Raw genomic sequence first — 16,296 nt, forward strand, 5'->3', positions numbered from 1 at the left:
CGCAATCCTTGGGTCCGTGGCCGGATGACGGCCACGGACGGAGGCCCTGGACATGGAGACAGACCGGATCGACCTTCAGGCCCTGACCGAGAGCCTGCCGCCATCGCTGTTCGCGACACCGCTGGACCGGATCTTCGCCGACCATTTCCGTCAGCGCACCCTGTGCCGGGTCTTCGACCGGATCGCCGAGGGTGCCGCAGCCCCGCCGGTGCTGATCGGCGCCGCGGTGCGCTTCCTCGCCACCCAGATCGAGGTGCACTGGACCGACGAGGAAGACGACCTGTTTCCGCTGCTGCGCAGCCGCGCCACCGCCGATGACCGGATTCAGGACATCCTGACCAGTCTGGCCCGCGACCACGACGCCAGCCGGCTTGCCCACGACCGCATTCTCGACGGGCTTGGCCAGATCGACCGGGCCGGCGGCACACCCGCCCCGGCGCTGGCGGCGATGCTCCACGATTTCGCCACGCGCGAACGGCGGCATCTGTGCCTGGAAAACGCCATCGTGCTGCCGATCGCCAGGGCCCGGCTGGGCCATCAGGATCTGGTGGTGCTGGGCCAGCGGATGGCGGCACGGCGCGGCGTGCCGCTCGTCATGACGGAGTATGTGAAATGACCCCTGCCGACATATCGCGCGCGCCCTCGGGCGATGGCTGTGTCTGCGACCGTGACGCCGGCCGGTTGCTGGATGTCACGGCCGCCGTCGCCCGCGCCGAGGCCTTGTGCGTGGCGGTCGGGGGTGTGGAGACCGTGCCACTGGCCGAGGCGGCGGGGCGGATCGCCGCCGCCGCCATCGCCACCCCCTATCCGATGCCGGGCTTCGATCACGCCGCGATGGATGGCTATGCCTTGTCGTCTCATGCCCTGACATCTGGTTCCGTGGCCGGCGCATCCGGGCCGTGGGTGCTGCCGGTGACCGGTGTCGCCGCCGCCGGCGGCCCCGCGCCGGCCGCCGACGGCACCCGCCCCCATGCCGTGCGCATCCTGACCGGTGCCGCCCTGCCGGCGGGCTTCGACCGGGTGGTGGCGCAGGAAGACTGCACCAGCACCGACGGCCGGATCACGCTGCGCCGCGATCCGGCCATCGGCGCCCATATCCGGCGCGCCGGCGAGGATGCGCCGGCCGGCACCGTCATTCTGGCCGCCGGCACCCGCATTGATGCCCGCCACATCGCCCTGCTGGCCATCGCCGGCCATGCGGCGGTGCCGGTCCTGCCGCGCCTGCGGGTGGCGGTGATGACGCTTGGCGACGAACTGGTGCCGCCGGGCCAGCCGCTCGGCCCCGGCCGGATCCATGATTCCAACCGCCCGATGCTGCTGGCGCTGCTGACAGGCCCGTCCACGATACTGACCGACCTTGGCGCCATTCCCGATCAGGCGGCGGCGGTCCGCGACGCGATCGCCGCCGCCGCCGGCCGGTTCGATCTGATCCTGTCGACCGGCGGCGCCTCGGTCGGCGACCGCGATCATCTGAAACCGGCCTTCGTGGCCGCGGGCGGCGTGATCGATAGCTGGGGCGTGGCGATCAAGCCCGGCCGGCCGGTGATGCTGGGCCGCATCGGTGGCAGCGCGTTCCTGGGTCTGCCCGGCAATCCGGCGGCGGCGTTTCTGGGCCACGAGCTGTTCGCGACCGCGATGCTGCGCCGCCTGTCGGGGCAGTCCGGCGGCGTGCCGCCGACCGGCCATGCCGGCCATGTATCCGGCACCGCCCTGACCCACCGGCCGGGCCGGACCGAATACCTGCCGGCCCGGCCCGAATATCTGCCGGCGCGGACCGGGGGCATCGACCCGGCCGGCCGGCCGGTGCTGCGCATCATGGGTCCGAGCAGCGCCGCGCGGCTGATGCCGCTGGCCGGGGCCACGGGTTTTGCCGTGGTCGATGCGGCGGCGGGCGATATCCGCCCCGGCGACCCTGTGGGCTGGCTGCCGTTTTCCTGCCTCTCGTCCGGTCTGCAAGGAGCCCGGTCATGACGATCTTCACCGATCTGGCGCCACTCGGCGTCATCGACTTCGACGACAGGATTCCGGTCGATGCGGGGCCGGTCGATGCGATATTTGAGGCTGTCGCCCGCCAGTTGATGGCCGAGGGCCGGATACCGGGCGGGTTCCTGCAACGCGAGGGGCCCGCCCCCGCCGGATGTTGCGCCGCCATGGATCTGGAAGATCTCCGCACCGGCGCCCTGATCCGGATCTCGCAGGATCTGGGGCCGTCCGCGCGCGGCTGCCGGCTGGACCCGCGCGGATTGGCCGAGGCATCGGCGGCGGCACAGGTCGCGATCGGCCAGGGCATCGACCTGCTGATCATCAACCGCTTCGGCAAGGGCGAGGCCGATGGCCAGGGCCTGCGCGCGGCGATGATCGCCGCCCTGGATGCCGGCATTCCCGTGCTGACCGCCGCGCGGCCGGCCTATATGCCGGCCTGTGCCGCCTTCCATGGCGGGCTGGCGACCGTGCTGGAAGCGGATGCCGCACAGATCCTCGACTGGTGCCGAGGGGTGATGAGGCAGCCCGCCAGGATCGCGGAGCTTCAGTCATGAGCGCGCTGCCGCCGCGTCTGGCAGGTGTCGGCCGACGGCCCGCCACGACGCCGGGCACCGGCTGCCCGCTGACCGATGCGTTCGGCCGGCAGGTGCGCTATCTGCGGCTGTCGGTGACCGACCGCTGCGACCTGCGCTGCGTGTACTGCATGGCGGCGCGGCCGGTGTTCATGCCGCGCGATCAGATCCTGACCATCGAAGAACTGGCACGGCTGGCCGACATCTTCATGGCCAATGGCGTGCGGCGCATCCGTCTGACCGGTGGCGAGCCGCTGGTCAGGCGCGGGGTGATGGCGCTGATCGAGCGACTGGGCGAGGCGGTGGTCGACGGGCGGCTCGACGAGTTGACCCTGACCACCAACGGCACGAGGCTGGCCGTTCATGCCAAGGAACTGGCGGCGGCCGGCATAAGGCGGGTGAACGTGTCACTCGACAGCCTCGACCCCGACACCTTCCACCGCCTGACCCGTGGCGGCCGGCTGGACGGCGTGCTCGACGGGCTCGATCGGGCGCAGGCGGCGGGGTTGCACGTCAAGATCAACGCCGTGGCGCTGGCCGGTGTTATCGAGCGCGAGGTCGACGGGTTGATCCGCTTCGCCCATGGCCGGGGCATGGATCTGACGCTGATCGAGGTGATGCCGCTTGGCGAGACCGGCCATGACCGCCGCACGCAGTTTCTGTCGCTCGACAGCCTGTGCGACGATCTGGCGACGCGCTGGACGTTGACCCGCCTGCCCGATCGCACGGCAGGCCCGGCGCGCTATCTGCGGGTTGCGGAAACCGGTGGCCGGCTGGGCCTGATCACGCCGCTGTCGCACCGCTTCTGTGAAAGCTGCGACCGGGTGCGGATCAGCGCCGCCGGCCGGCTTTACACCTGCCTTGGCCATGATGGCGCGGTCGATCTGGCACCGGCGCTGCGGGCCGGCACACCGGATGCCACCGAGGCGCTGATCCGCCAGACCCTGCGCCTGAAGCCACAGGGCCATGATTTCGCCATCACCCGCGATGCCGCCCATGGCATCGGCCGCACCATGGCGGCGCTGGGTGGCTGAAGCCTGCATGGTTGTCCGCCGGCCGGCGGACACCCCCCTCTTACGATCCAGGACCATGTCATCATGCGCATCGGCATCGTCACCATTTCAGACCGCGCCAGTCGCGGGATCTATGAGGATCTGAGCGGCCCCGCGATCGCGGCGTGGCTGGAAACCGCAATCCGCAGCCCGTGGATACCCGACCGCCGGATCATTCCCGACGGTGTGGCCCCGGTGCGCGACACGCTGATCGATCTTGCCGACACCGCCGGCGCCGGTCTGGTGTTCACAACCGGCGGCACCGGCCCGGCGCTCCGCGACCTGACGCCCGAGGCGATGGCCATGGTCATCACGCGGGAAATGCCGGGCTTCGGCGAGATGATGCGCCGGGTCAGCGCCGAGACCGTGCCGACCGCGATCCTCTCGCGCCAGACCGCCGGCATCCGTGGACGCTGCCTGATCGTCAACCTGCCCGGCAAACCGGCCGCGATCGCGGTTTGTCTGGCCGCGATCTTCCCGGCGATCCCCTATTGCCTCGACCTGATGGAGGCCGGCCGCATCGAGACCGACCCGGCCGTGGTCGAGAGCTTCCGCCCGGTCCCCACAAAGGCTGGGAGCCCGATACCATGACCCGCGCATCCCACCCGCAACCGGCCGGATCGGCCGCGATCCGGCGCGCCTATACCGGCCCTGCCATCCTGCATGGCTTCCGGCTGTTCTTCATGGCCGCCGCGATCTGGGCGGTGATCGCCATGGTCGCCTGGATCCCCCTGTTCCGCGGCATGCTGGTGCTGCCGACCGGGCTGGGGCTGATCGACTGGCATGCCCATGAGATGATCTATGGCTATGTGCCGGCGGTGGTGGCGGGCTTTCTGCTGACGGCGGTGCCCAACTGGACCGGGCGCCTGCCGATCCTGGGCCGGCCGGTGCTGCTGCTGGGCCTGCTGTGGCTGGCCGGCCGGCTGGCGGTGGCGCTGTCGGGGGTTGTCGGCGCACAGGCGGCGGCACTCGTCGACCTTGCCTTTCCGGTGGTGCTGGCCCTGGCCATCGGCCGCGAGATCATCGCCGCGCGCAACAGCCGCAACATGAAGGTGCTGGTGATCCTGGCGCTGCTGATCGCCGGCAATGCGCTGTTTCACGGCGCCCTGCTCTGGCCCGGCCCCGCCGCCGATGCCGGCATCGATACCGGCACCGGCCTGCGGGTGGGGCTTGCCGTCACCCTGCTGCTGATCATGCTGGTCGGCGGGCGGATCGTGCCCAGCTTCACCCGCAACTGGCTGGCGAAGCGCGGCCCGGGCCCGCTGCCGGTGGCCTTCGACCACCTCGACGGTGCCTGTATGGCGGTGGCGGCGGTGGCGCTGGCGGCCTGGATCGCGCGCCCCGACGCCATCCTGACCGCCGCCCTTTCGGCTGTGGCCGCGATCGCGCACACCATCCGTCTGGCCCGCTGGTGTGGCGGGCGGTGCGGTGGCGAACCGCTGGTTCTGGTGCTGCATCTGGCCTATGGCTTCGTGCCGTTGGGCTTTGCCGGCCTCTGGCTGGCGATCCTGTGGCCCGACATCCTGCAACCCTCCGCTGCCCTGCATGCCTGGACCGCCGGCGCCATCGGCCTGATGACCATGGCGGTGATGAGCCGCGCCAGCCTGGGGCATGCCGGATTGCCGCTGCATGCAGGCCCCGCGGTGGTGCTGGTCTATGGGCTGCTGATCCTGTCGGCCGTGCTGCGCATCCTGTCGGGCAGCCCGATGATTGCCGGCGATGCGGTGCTGCCGTTGATCGAGGCCGCCGCCGCCGCATGGATCGCCGGCTTCGCCCTGTTTGTCGCGTCCTATTGGTCGATCCTGACCCGCTATCCCGCGCGCTGAGGACATCCGCCGATGACCGCACAGCAAAACGCCGCCCTGCCGCCAGAGCTCAGCCCGCTGCTTCTGTTGCAGCCGCCGCTGCGGGCACTGCCCGCGCCATGGGTGAACCGGGCGCTCGCCATCGCCCTGCGCGTCACCCGCCAACGCCACCCCGCCGTGTTCGAACGGCTGGCGGCCGGGGTGGATATCGCGCCGCCGGCCCGACCCTGCCTGCTGGTCACGGCCGACGATCTGCCCTGGCCGCTGTTCCTCGACCTCGACCCGCATCACCCGGCGCTGCGGATCGCCGGGCCGGATGACATGGCGCTGGCCATGGCGCGGATATCCGGTCCATTGGCCCTGCTGCTTGATCTGCTTCAGGGCCGGAGCGACGGCGACGCCGCGTTCTTCGCCGGCCGGCTGCGCATCGAAGGCGATACCAGCCTGATGGTCGCCCTGCGCAATGCGGTCGACGACGCCGAAATCGACCTGCTGGCCGACATCCGCGCCAGTTGCGGCCGGATTGGCGATGTCGCCATGCGGCCGATTGCCCTGGGCCTGCGGTTGCATGCGGCCGCCACCCGCGACATGGCCCGCGTCGCCAAGGCCATCACCGGGCCGGGCGATGCCCGCGCCGATGCCGGGCTGCGCCGGCTGGCCGCGATCGACAGCCGCTTGGGCGTGCTGGAACGCCAGACCGCGCGCCGCCGCCCCCACAAGCCCGATGTGGAGCCCGACCAATGACCGGAACCGGACGCGCCGCCGACAGCCGGGCCACAGACAACCGGAGCCGCCCGGATCGCCAGGATCGCACGGCCCGCGGCATCATGGAACTGGTGGCCCCCGCCGGCACGCCGGCGGCCCTGCGCACAGCCATTGCCGCCGGCGCCGACGTGGTCTATTGCGGCTTCCGTGACGCCACCAATGCCCGCAATTTTCCGGGGCTGAATTTCTCCCGCGATGAACTGGCCGCCGGCATCGCCCATGCCCATGCCCGCGGCGCCGGCGTCTATCTGGCCTGCAACACCTATCCCCAGGCCGGCCGGGAACATCTGTGGCGTCAGGCGGTGGACGATGCGGCATCGCTTGGCGTCGATGCGGTGATCCTGGCCGATATCGGCCTGCTGGGCCATGCCCGCGACCGCCACCCCGATCTGCGGCTGCATCTGTCGGTGCAGGCCTCGGCCTCGAACGAGGATGCGATCGCCTTCTATCAGCGGCATTTCGGCGTGCGCCGGGTGGTGCTGCCACGGGTGCTGTCGCTGGCCGACATCGCGGCACTGAACCACCGCATCACGGTCGAGACCGAGGTCTTCGCCTTCGGGGGCATGTGCGTGATGGCGGAAGGGCGCTGCGCGCTGTCGTCCTATGTCACCGGCGAAAGCCCCAACACCACCGGCGCCTGCTCGCCCGCAGCCCACATCCGCTATCAGCCGGATGGCGACGCCACCCTGGCACGGCTTGGCGCCGTGACCGTCGACCGCTTTGCCCCAGGCGAGCCGGTCGGCTATCCGACCCTGTGCAAGGGCCGGTTCACCCCGCGCGGCGCCACGCCGGGCACGGCATCCGGGCCGCGCCGGGATGGCGTCTATCTGTTTGAAGATCCTGTCAGCCTGAACGTCGAGGCGATGCTGCCCGAGCTTGCCGCCGCCGGGGTCAGGGCGATCAAGATCGAGGGTCGCCAGCGCGGCCGCGCCTATGTCGAGGCCGTGGTCGCCGCCTTCCGGCGGGCGCTGGATCAGGCCGGACGTGACGAACCGGCGACCGCCGGCACGCTCGCCGCCATGAGCGAGGGCGGCAGCGGCACCGCCGGCGCCTATCGTCGGGGCTGGCAATGACGATCGGAATACCCATGAGCACGACCGCGACGACCGTCACGACGCCGCCCCCGGCCCGGCTGGTGCTGGGGCCGATGCTGTTCAATCGCCCCCCGGCCACCCTCCACGACCTCTATGCCCGCATCGCCGACGAGACCGATATCGATGTGGTTCATCTGGGCGAGGTGGTCTGCGCCAAGCGGATGCCGTTCATCGACCCGCATCTGCCGGCGATCATCGACCGCCTGCGCCGCGCCGGCAAACAGGTGGTGATCTCCACCCTGGCGCTGGTTCAGGGCGCGCGGGAGACGGCACTGGTCCGCGACCTCACCGCAAGTGACGACTGGCTGATCGAGGCCAACGACATGTCGGCGATCCATGGCCTTTCCGGCCGGCCGCATGTGGTGGGGCCGCATGTCAATGTCTACAATCCCGCCAGTCTGGCCTGCCTTGCCGCCCTGGGTGCCGTCAGGGTGTGCCTGCCCGCGGAACTGCCGATGGCCGGCATCGCCGCCCTGGCCGCCGCGCGTGGCGCGGTCGCGATCGAGGTTCAGGTCTTCGGGCGGGCGCCGCTCGCCATCTCGGCACGCTGCTACCATGCCCGCGCCCATGGTCTGCACAAGGATGGCTGTCGCTATGTCTGCGGCCAGGATCCCGACGGCATGCCGGTCGACACGGTGGATGGCCAGCCATTCCTGGCGGTGAACGGCCTTCAAACCCTGTCCCATGGCTGCCTGGAATTGTCGGGCTGGATCGACGACCTGCGCACAGCCGGCGTCACCGGCTTCCGGCTGTCACCCCACAGTGTGGACATGGTCGCGGTGGCCGGCATTTATCGCGCGGTGATCGACGGCCGTATGGCCGGGTCTGACGCGGCGGCATCAATCCGGCCCCTGCTGGGAGAGATGCCGCCGATCAATGGTTTCCTGGCCGGCGGCGCCGGCATGGCGTGGCACCCCCGGGCGGAATAGGTCAGGAGATGCCCGCGCCATGCCGCTCAGAACGCCGCATCACGCTCGAAGCGCGGAAACAGCACGTTGTTTTCAAGATGGATGTGCTCCATCAACTCGCCCATCAGATGGCCCAGGCCCAGATACAGCGCCTGCCATGACCGGCAGGCGCCCTGGGGCAGCACCAACCCTCCGGTGATCGCCTCGATCTGCCGCAGGGCCTCGCCATGATCGTCATGTTCGTGACGCATCTGGCGGATCGGCTGCGCGACCAGCGCCTGCGGGTTGTGGCGCATCGCCGGAAACAGGATCAGCTCCTCTTTCTTCATGTGCATTTCCAGCACGCCGGCCATCTCACGCAGCAGATCGGCCAGCCCCGCCGGCACCGCCGGATTGGCCGCATGCACCGCCTCCACCTTCCGCGCCAGCAGGATCAGTTCGGGCAGGTCGCGGCGGTGAGCTTCGTGATAGCAGACCAGGATGTGATCGATCAGCGCGTCGGTCGGCAGATCGGCGGCGTTGACCTCGTCGGGTTCCAGCGCATCCAGCGCCGCTTCGATCACCGCCGGGTCGACACCGCGACGGGCGGCCGCCTGATCCAGCGGCACGTCGCCACCGCAGCAGAAATCGAGCCGGTGATGGCGGAATACCGCCGTGGCACCGGGCAGGGTGGCGGCGATCTCGCCAAGCGCGCGGTCACGGAACGGCGCGGCGGCGGCGGGCTGGCACTGGCTGGTCATCGGATGTCCTCCGGATGCGGGGCTCATGATGACCAGAAGATATATCTGAAATACCTTTTTAAGAATGCGACATTGTGCCCGTCATCCGGAAGGCCGGCTCGGGCAGGCCGGGGGTGTCGACGCGGACGGCGAACACGCCGCCGGCCAGGGGTTCGGCCGCGCGCTGTGCCGGCGTGAAGCCCTGCCAGGCCGAGGTGACATACAGCGTCTTCAGATCGGGGCCGCCAAAGGCCGGGCAGGTCGGCCGCGACACCGGCAGCGCGATCGACCGCTCTTGCGTGCCATCGGGGCGATAGCGGACCACCCGCCCGCCATCCCACAGCGCGCACCAGACATGATCCTCGGCATCGACCACCGCTCCGTCGGGCGCCGCCCCGGCGCCGGACAGGTCGACGAACACCTCGGGCGCGCCCGCGGGCAGGCCCGTCGCCGGGTCGATCGGCCAGCGATGGATGATGCCGGTCAGGCTGTCGCCGCTATAGCCGATGCGGCCATCGCCGGTGAAACAGCAGGCATTGGGGATCGACATCGGCCGGCGCAGGGTGGTGATGTCGCGCCCGCTCAGACGATAGAGCGCGCCCATATCCCGCTCTCCGGCAAGACCCATGGTGCCGACCCAGAATCCGCCAAACGGATCGACCCGGCCGTCATTCGACCGGGTGCGCGGGTTGCAGGCCTCAAGCGCCGCATGCACGGTGCGCCGGTCGGTCCCAAGGTCGATCTCGACGAAGCCCAGGGCGGTCGCCACCATGATCCGGTCGTGGTCGATCCAGCCCAGCGCCGAGACCGGGACATCGAAATCCCAGCGCCGGCCCCGGCTGCCATCGCCCGCCACCGCATGCAGAGCACGGCCCGCGATGTCGACGAACAGCAATTCGCCGCGCAACGGATGCCAGAGCGGCGCCTCGCCAAGTTCGCAGCCACAATCGACCAGCAATGCCATCATCGCCGTGTCCGACGCCGTCATGGTCACGCCTCCTTCATACACCACATCATGTGCGATCACCGCACCATGCGGCGGATCACTGTTGGACCGGCACCGCGTGCGATCATGACCCGGCCGCGATCATCTGGGCATGGGCGGCACGAAGCCCCGCGATCACCAGTGTCTCTCCCGACACCTGCCGGGCGGGAATGCCGCAGGCATCCAGCGCCACCGCATAGCGCCCGGCCAGCGCCGGCGCGCCGATCACCACCACCGCCTCTCCCGCCCGCCAGCCGGTCCGGGGTAGCGCCGCCAGCTCCAGCCCGATCAGCAGGCCCGACAGCCGGTCGGCCGCACGCTCCGGATCGGCGCGCCCCTCGTCGCCTCCGGCCGGATCGGCACCACCACCGGTCAGATCGGCCGCGCGCAGGGCAAACATCGCCGGCAGCACTGCGGCCGGATCGGCCATGGCCTGGCGCACCGCCGCGCGGAAGCCGGCCTCGTCGACCAGCACCGCCGCCGGCCGCAGCGACTGGCGCAGGATCGATTGCCGGGCCAGCAGCGCGAAGATCTCGCCGGTCATCATGGTGGCCGAGGCGGTCAGCCGGTCATCGGCGATCCGCGCCCATTTCGAATGGGTGCCGGGCAGGCAGACCAGCCCGGCGAAGCCCGGCTCGGTGCCGATCAGCCCCAGAAGCTGGGTTTCCTCGCCCCGCATCACATCCGGCGGATCGCCGCGGGCATAGCCGGGCAGGATCAGCGGCCGGATGCGCCGGTCCAGCGCCGGGGCTGCCACGGCGGCAGCGGCAAGGCGGGTCAGCGGCACATCCGGATCGCAATAGGCAGCCTCCCGCCAGCCGGTCCGCGACCCGGCCATGCCGCAGATCAGCACACGGATGGCCGCGGGCGGCGCATCGGGCAGCCAGTCCGCCACCAGCGCCATCAAGGCCGGCTCGAACCCGTCGGGCGCCAGACCGCCGGCGCCATCATCGCTGCGCCGCACGGCCAGCACCCGGCCATCGGCCGCAACCGCGAAAACCCGCAGGCTGGACCCGCCCCAGTCGCAGCCGATCCAGGCCAGATCCGCCAACCCGCCGCCGCCGGTCATGGCGCCACCCCGAAGGCACCGGCCACCCGATCGGCGCCGACCATGATCACCCGGCGCATCGCGGCACGGGCGCCATCGGCATCGCCGGCCTCGATCCGGGCGGCGATCGCGCGATGATCGGCGGCCGAAATCGCGATCTTGGCCGGATCGTCCGCCGGCGACGAGATGTTCAGCGCCGCCGACAATGCCGCCTCGATCAGCGCGCTGATCGAGCGCATGAACGGATTGCCCGAGGCGCGGGCAACGACCAGATGAAATTCCAGATCGTGATTGGCAAAGCTGCTGCCGGTATTGGCCGGATCGTTCATCGCCGCCGCCAGCCGGTACAGATCGGCCACATCCTCTGGCGACCGCCGCAATGCCGCCAGTGCCGCCGCTTCCGGTTCCAGCGCCAGGCGGATTTCGGCCAGACTGGCCAGGAAACCGCGGTTCAGCCCGCATTGGAAATGCCAGGACAGGGTATCGGGGTCGAACAGGTTCCAGTGGCTGGCCGGCATCACCCGGGTGCCGATCCGCGCCTTGGGCTGAACCAGCCCCTTGGCCTCCAGGGTCTTCAGCGCCTCACGCAGCACCGTGCGCGACACCCCGAAACGTGCCATCAGATCGGCATCGCCGGGCAGGATGCTGCCGGGGGCGAAATGGCCCTCGACGATGCCGAGCCCCAGTTCCTGCACGACATGGGCATGATTGGTCCGCGACCGCCCGCGCCCCGAGATGCTGCCGACCAGACGGCCATTGCCGATGACGAGACTGCCGGTCATGCCCCTGCTCCGCTGTTGCCCCGCATATCCGACGACATCGCCGTGCGCCGGTCCGACAGCCAGAGCAGGCCGCGTTGCAGGGCGATGAAGGCGAACAGCAGGCCGCCGATCACGATCTTGGTCCACCAGCTCGACAGCGTGCCGTCGAACACGATATAGGTCTGGATCAGCCCCTGCATCAGCACGCCGACGAAGGTGCCGGCCACAAAGCCGGCGCCGCCCGACAGCAGGGTGCCGCCGATGACCACCGCCGCGATCGCATCCAGCTCCACGCCCACCGCCGCCAGCGGATAGCCGGCCGAGGTGTAGAGCGAGAACACGATGCCGGCAAGCCCCGCCGTGAGCCCCGACAGCGCATAGACCCTGACCGTGGTGGCCGCCACCGGCACCCCCATCAGCGCCGCCGACACCCGGTTGCCGCCCAGGGCATAGACATTGGCGCCGAACCGGGTGCGATGGGCGATGACGATGCCGGCCAGGGTGACCAGGATCATGGCACCCGCGATCACCGTCAGCCGTCCGCCGCCCGGCATGCGCCAATAGATCCCCTGCAGGGCGGCATAGAAGCCATGGCCGATCGGCAGCGAGTCGGTGGTCATGACGAAGGCGGCACCGCGCGCCAGGAACATCCCGGCCAGGGTGACGATGAAGGGCGGCATCTCAAGATAATGGATCATCAGCCCCATCGCCGCGCCGAAGGCGGTGGCCACGCCCAGCGCGATCGCGAAGGCCAGCAGCGGATGGATGCCGGCCTGACCGATCAGCACCGCCAGCAGCACGCCGGTGAAGGCGATCACCGATCCCACCGACAGATCGATGCCGCCCGACAGGATCACGAAGGTCATGCCGATGGCGGCGATGCCCAGAAAAGCATTGTCGGTCAGCAGGTTGCCGACCACGCGGGTCGAGGCCATGCTGGGAAACTGCGCGATGCAGGCGGCATAGGCCACCACGAAGATCGCGAGCGTCGCCAGCAGCGGCAGAAAACGGGTGTTCATGGCCGGACCTCCTGGCTTTCGGCACGGGCCGCGGCACCCGGGCGGGCTGCGGTATCGGGCCGGGCGGCACTGCCGGGGCGGCTGCGGCCACCCAGCCAGCGCCGGCCCAGCCGCGCGGCCAGCGGCGACTGCATCACCAGGATGACCACGATGATCGCCGCCTTGAAGATGAAGTTGAATTCCGGCGGATAGCCCGACATCAGAATGCCGGTGTTCATCGCCTGGATGATCAGCGCGCCCAGCAGCGACATCAGCACCGAGAACCGCCCGCCCAGCAGCGAGGTGCCGCCGATCACCACCGCCAGAATGGCATCCAGCTCCAGCCACAATCCGGCATTGTTGGCATCGGCACCGCGGATATCGGCGGCGATGATCACACCCGCCACCGCAGCACAGAAGCCCGAGGCCATATAGACCGAGACGATCACCAGCCGGCTGCCGATACCGGCATGCAGGCTGGCGCGGCGGTTGATGCCGATCGCCTCGATGAACAGGCCAAGGGCCGTGCGCCGCACCAGCAGGATGGCGATCAGCGCCAGCCCGGCGGTGATCGCAACCGGCATCGGCAGGCCCAGCACCGATCCGCTGCCGATGAAGATCAGCCCTTCATCGACAAAGGTGGCGATGGTGCCCTCGGTCACCAGCTGGGCGATGCCGCGCCCGGCCACCATCAGGATCAGGGTCGCCACGATCGGCTGGATATCGAGCACCGCCACCAGAATGCCGTTCCACAGCCCGCAGACCAGCCCGGCGGCGAGCGCGCCGGCCAGCACCAGCCATAACGGGTGGCCGGCATCGATCAGCACGGCCGCCACCGCGCCGGCCAGCGCCATCACCGCCCCCACCGACAGGTCAATGCCGCCCGACGCGATCACCAGGGTCATGCCGATCGCCAGGATCGCCACCGGCGCGCCCCGGTTCAGCACGTCGATCAGGCTGCCATACAGCCGGCCATCCTGGATGGTCAGATCGAAAAAGCCGGGAAAGGCCAGCCAGTTGGCGAACAGGATCGCCGCCAGCGTCGCCAGTTGCGGCAGCCCGGCGGGCTTGCGCATCGCACGCGCGATCATGATGCGGTCTCCGGAACCGGCGCCGACACAAGCGGATGGCCGGCCGCCGGCACATCGGCGATCACCCGCATGATCGCATCGGCGGAGAGCGCCGTGCCACGGATCTCGCCGACATGGCGGCGGTCGCGCAGCACCACCACGCGCGACGCATAGGCCACGATCTCGTCCAGTTCCGACGAGATGACCACCAGCGCCATGCCGTCGGCGCATAACCGGTGGATCAGCCGGATGATCTCGGCATGGGCGCCGACATCGATGCCGCGGGTGGGCTCGTCCAGGATCAGCAGGCGCGGGCTGGTCGCCAACCAGCGCGCCAGCAGCACCTTCTGCTGATTGCCGCCGGAAAGCAGCTTGACCGGCGTTTCGATATCGCTGGTGCGGATGTCGAGGGCCGCGACGAACCGGTCTGCCAACGCCACCATCGCCGTCGGCGGTATCGGCTTCAGCCAGCCGCGCCGCGCCTGAAGCGCCAGGATGATGTTCTCGCGCACCGACAGGTCGCCGACGATGCCGTCGGTCTTGCGGTCTTCGGGGCAGAAGCCGAAGCGCAGGGCCACGGCATCGCGCGGGCCGCCGATCCGCGCCGGCCGGCCATCGATGGTCAGCCGGCCATTGCGCAGCACCGTCACCTGATCGGCCAGCGCGAAGACCTGATCCAGAAAATGGGTGATGAAGATGATGCCCAGCCCCTGATCGCGCAGGCCGCGCACCACATCGAACAGCATCGCCACTTCGGCCCGGTCGAGGCTGGCGGTGGGCTCGTCCAGGATCAGCACCTTGCCCGACAAGTCGACCGCCCGCGCGATGGCCACGATCTGCTGCACCGCCACCGACTGGTCCGACAACAGGCTGCCCGGATCGATGTCGAGGCCATAGCGCGCCAGCAGCCGCCGGGCATCGGCCCGCATCCGGCGGTGATCGACCATCCCGAAGCGGCGCGGCTGGCGGCCCAGATACAGGTTTTCAGCCACCGTCAGATTGGGCAGAAGATTGACCTCCTGATACACCGTGCCGATGCCCTGGGCCTGGGCGTCGGCGGTGTCGCGCGGCGCGATGCGCCGGCCGTTCAGGTGGATATCGCCGGCATCGGCGCGGTGCACCCCGGTCAGGATCTTGATCAGGGTCGATTTGCCGGCGCCGTTCTCGCCCAGCAGCGCATGCACCTGGCCGGCATGCAGGGTGAAATCGATCCCGTCCAGCGCCTTCTGGCCGGGAAAGGATTTGCTCAGGCCGCTGACCTGCAACAGGGCGCCAGCGACGGGCACGCCTGCAGCGGGCACGCCAGCAGCGGACAGTGCCGCATGGGCGGCATCGGGCATGGGAACCATGATCGCGGAGGTCTCCTGCGGCGGAAACCGGCACCGCGCCGGGTGACGTGCGCGGTGCCGGGCAGGGTGAAGCTGGCGACAGCCGTCGGATCAGTAGCCGAGGCCCTGCTTGCTCTTATAGACCGCCGCCGGATCGTCCGCCTGGGTATAGAGCTTCGAGTCCGTCTGGATCCATTTCGGCGGCACGGTGCCCTTGTCCTTATAGGCCAGGATGGCATCGAAGGCCGGGCCGGCCATGTTCGGGGTCAGTTCCACCGTGGCATTCGCCTCGCCATCCATCATCGCCTTGAAGATGTCGGGCACCGCATCGATCGACACCACCAGAATGTCCTGGCCGGGCTTCAGCCCCGCTTCCTTGATCGCCTGGATGGCACCCACCGCCATGTCGTCGTTATGGGCATAGAGGGCGCAGATCGATTTGCCGCCGCCTTCGGCCTTCAGGAAGCTTTCCATCACCTCCTTGCCCTTGGCGCGGGTGAAATCGCCGGTCTGGCTGCGGATGAGCTTGAGGTTGTCATGGGCCGCGACCACCTCGTCGAAGCCCTTCTTGCGGTTGATCGCCGGGCTCGACCCCACCGTGCCCTGCAATTCCACGATCGGGCAGTCGCGGTCGCCCACCGTCTTTGCCAGCCATTCACCGGCCACCCGCCCCTCATGGACCGTGTCGGAGGTGACGGCGGTCAGATACAGATCGGGATTGGCGGTCTCGATGCTGCGGTCGAGCAGCACCACCGGAATCTCGGCGTCCTTGGCCTCGCTCAGCACCGTGTCCCAACCGGTGGCCACGACCGGCGCCACGAAGATCGCGTCCACCCCTTGCGCCACGAACGACCGGATCGCCTTGATCTGGTTTTCCTGTTTCTGCTGGGCATCGGCGATCTTCAGCGTGATGCCCCGGGCCCCCGCCTCGGATTTGGTTACCGTGGTCTCGGCCGCGCGCCAGCCGGATTCCGATCCGATCTGCGAGAAGCCCACCGTCAGATCGGCCGCCTGGGCGGCCGAAATCGCCGACAGTCCCGCAACCGCGAGCACCGCCAACCGTGTCAGCGTCGACATCGTCTGTTTCCCCCCTGGGATGATCCGGCCCGTCTCCCCGTCGCCCTGCCCGTTTCTTCAGGGTTGCACAGGTGCGGTCCGATTGGTGTTCAGACGATTATGTCTATCATAGTACTTTTCGAAAGCCCTAA

17 protein-coding genes are annotated in these 16,296 nt (G+C 69.7%); 9 read left to right on the forward strand and 8 right to left on the reverse strand.

Annotated elements, in window-relative coordinates:
• The first annotated feature begins 52 nt into the window (after positions 1 to 52).
• From IEW15_RS08750 to ubiV, 9 genes are all read left to right on the forward strand, one after another.
• Complete coding sequence (locus IEW15_RS08750) at positions 53 to 616, forward strand: hemerythrin domain-containing protein (RefSeq protein ID WP_188576899.1); 564 nt, start codon at positions 53 to 55, stop codon at positions 614 to 616.
• Positions 613 to 1,971, forward strand: coding sequence for a molybdopterin molybdotransferase MoeA (locus tag IEW15_RS08755; RefSeq protein WP_188576901.1), 1,359 nt, complete (start codon positions 613 to 615; stop codon positions 1,969 to 1,971). Before IEW15_RS08750 ends, IEW15_RS08755 begins: the two co-directional genes overlap by 4 nt.
• Complete coding sequence (locus IEW15_RS08760; protein WP_188576904.1) at positions 1,968 to 2,537, forward strand: DUF2478 domain-containing protein; 570 nt, start codon at positions 1,968 to 1,970, stop codon at positions 2,535 to 2,537. Before IEW15_RS08755 ends, IEW15_RS08760 begins: the two co-directional genes overlap by 4 nt.
• Positions 2,534 to 3,589 (forward strand): GTP 3',8-cyclase MoaA, encoded by a 1,056-nt coding sequence (gene moaA, locus IEW15_RS08765; protein WP_188576906.1) that lies wholly within the window; start codon positions 2,534 to 2,536, stop codon positions 3,587 to 3,589. Before IEW15_RS08760 ends, moaA begins: the two co-directional genes overlap by 4 nt.
• A gap of 63 nt (positions 3,590 to 3,652) precedes the next feature.
• The gene (gene mog, locus IEW15_RS08770) at positions 3,653 to 4,198 is read left to right on the forward strand and encodes a molybdopterin adenylyltransferase (RefSeq protein ID WP_188576909.1); all 546 of its coding nucleotides are present in this window, start codon (positions 3,653 to 3,655) and stop codon (positions 4,196 to 4,198) included.
• On the forward strand, positions 4,195 to 5,433 hold the full coding sequence (locus tag IEW15_RS08775; protein WP_188576911.1) for an NnrS family protein: 1,239 nt from the start codon (positions 4,195 to 4,197) through the stop codon (positions 5,431 to 5,433). Before mog ends, IEW15_RS08775 begins: the two co-directional genes overlap by 4 nt.
• Before the next feature lie 12 nt (positions 5,434 to 5,445).
• Entirely contained in the window at positions 5,446 to 6,156 is a 711-nt protein-coding gene (ubiT, locus tag IEW15_RS08780) for a ubiquinone anaerobic biosynthesis accessory factor UbiT (protein ID WP_188576914.1), read from the forward strand.
• An 83-nt stretch (positions 6,157 to 6,239) separates the two neighbouring features.
• The gene (ubiU, locus tag IEW15_RS08785) at positions 6,240 to 7,250 is read left to right on the forward strand and encodes a ubiquinone anaerobic biosynthesis protein UbiU (protein WP_188577023.1); all 1,011 of its coding nucleotides are present in this window, start codon (positions 6,240 to 6,242) and stop codon (positions 7,248 to 7,250) included.
• A gap of 14 nt (positions 7,251 to 7,264) precedes the next feature.
• The gene (gene ubiV / locus IEW15_RS08790; protein WP_188576916.1) at positions 7,265 to 8,200 is read left to right on the forward strand and encodes a ubiquinone anaerobic biosynthesis protein UbiV; all 936 of its coding nucleotides are present in this window, start codon (positions 7,265 to 7,267) and stop codon (positions 8,198 to 8,200) included.
• Positions 8,201 to 8,226: 26 nt separating this feature from the next.
• Here the strand turns inward: ubiV and ytfE are convergent, their stop codons facing one another.
• The 8 genes from ytfE to ytfQ all read right to left on the reverse strand — a co-directional run bounded on the left by ytfE (position 8,227) and on the right by ytfQ (position 16,165).
• A complete protein-coding gene (gene ytfE, locus IEW15_RS08795) occupies positions 8,227 to 8,919 on the reverse strand; it encodes an iron-sulfur cluster repair protein YtfE (RefSeq protein WP_188576918.1) in 693 nt (230 codons plus the stop codon).
• 58 nt (positions 8,920 to 8,977) lie between these two features.
• A complete protein-coding gene (locus IEW15_RS08800) occupies positions 8,978 to 9,886 on the reverse strand; it encodes an SMP-30/gluconolactonase/LRE family protein (RefSeq protein WP_188576920.1) in 909 nt (302 codons plus the stop codon).
• An 82-nt stretch (positions 9,887 to 9,968) separates the two neighbouring features.
• Positions 9,969 to 10,952 carry a 2-dehydro-3-deoxygalactonokinase gene (locus tag IEW15_RS08805; RefSeq protein ID WP_188576922.1) on the reverse strand — a complete coding sequence of 328 codons (984 nt, stop codon included), beginning with the start codon at positions 10,950 to 10,952 and terminating at the stop codon, positions 9,969 to 9,971.
• A complete protein-coding gene (locus tag IEW15_RS08810) occupies positions 10,949 to 11,713 on the reverse strand; it encodes a FadR/GntR family transcriptional regulator (RefSeq protein ID WP_188576924.1) in 765 nt (254 codons plus the stop codon). The genes IEW15_RS08805 and IEW15_RS08810 overlap by 4 nt, the downstream gene beginning before the upstream one ends.
• The gene (gene yjfF, locus IEW15_RS08815) at positions 11,710 to 12,711 is read right to left on the reverse strand and encodes a galactofuranose ABC transporter, permease protein YjfF (RefSeq protein WP_188576927.1); all 1,002 of its coding nucleotides are present in this window, start codon (positions 12,709 to 12,711) and stop codon (positions 11,710 to 11,712) included. Before yjfF ends, IEW15_RS08810 begins: the two co-directional genes overlap by 4 nt.
• Positions 12,708 to 13,781 carry an ABC transporter permease gene (locus IEW15_RS08820; RefSeq protein WP_188576928.1) on the reverse strand — a complete coding sequence of 358 codons (1,074 nt, stop codon included), beginning with the start codon at positions 13,779 to 13,781 and terminating at the stop codon, positions 12,708 to 12,710. The genes yjfF and IEW15_RS08820 overlap by 4 nt, the downstream gene beginning before the upstream one ends.
• The gene (locus IEW15_RS08825) at positions 13,778 to 15,100 is read right to left on the reverse strand and encodes a sugar ABC transporter ATP-binding protein (RefSeq protein WP_188577024.1); all 1,323 of its coding nucleotides are present in this window, start codon (positions 15,098 to 15,100) and stop codon (positions 13,778 to 13,780) included. Before IEW15_RS08825 ends, IEW15_RS08820 begins: the two co-directional genes overlap by 4 nt.
• 99 nt (positions 15,101 to 15,199) lie before the next feature.
• Entirely contained in the window at positions 15,200 to 16,165 is a 966-nt protein-coding gene (gene ytfQ / locus IEW15_RS08830) for a galactofuranose ABC transporter, galactofuranose-binding protein YtfQ (protein WP_188576930.1), read from the reverse strand.
• Positions 16,166 to 16,296 lie beyond the last annotated feature (131 nt).

Source organism: Tistrella bauzanensis (assembly GCF_014636235.1).
Classification (GTDB): domain Bacteria; phylum Pseudomonadota; class Alphaproteobacteria; order Tistrellales; family Tistrellaceae; genus Tistrella; species Tistrella bauzanensis.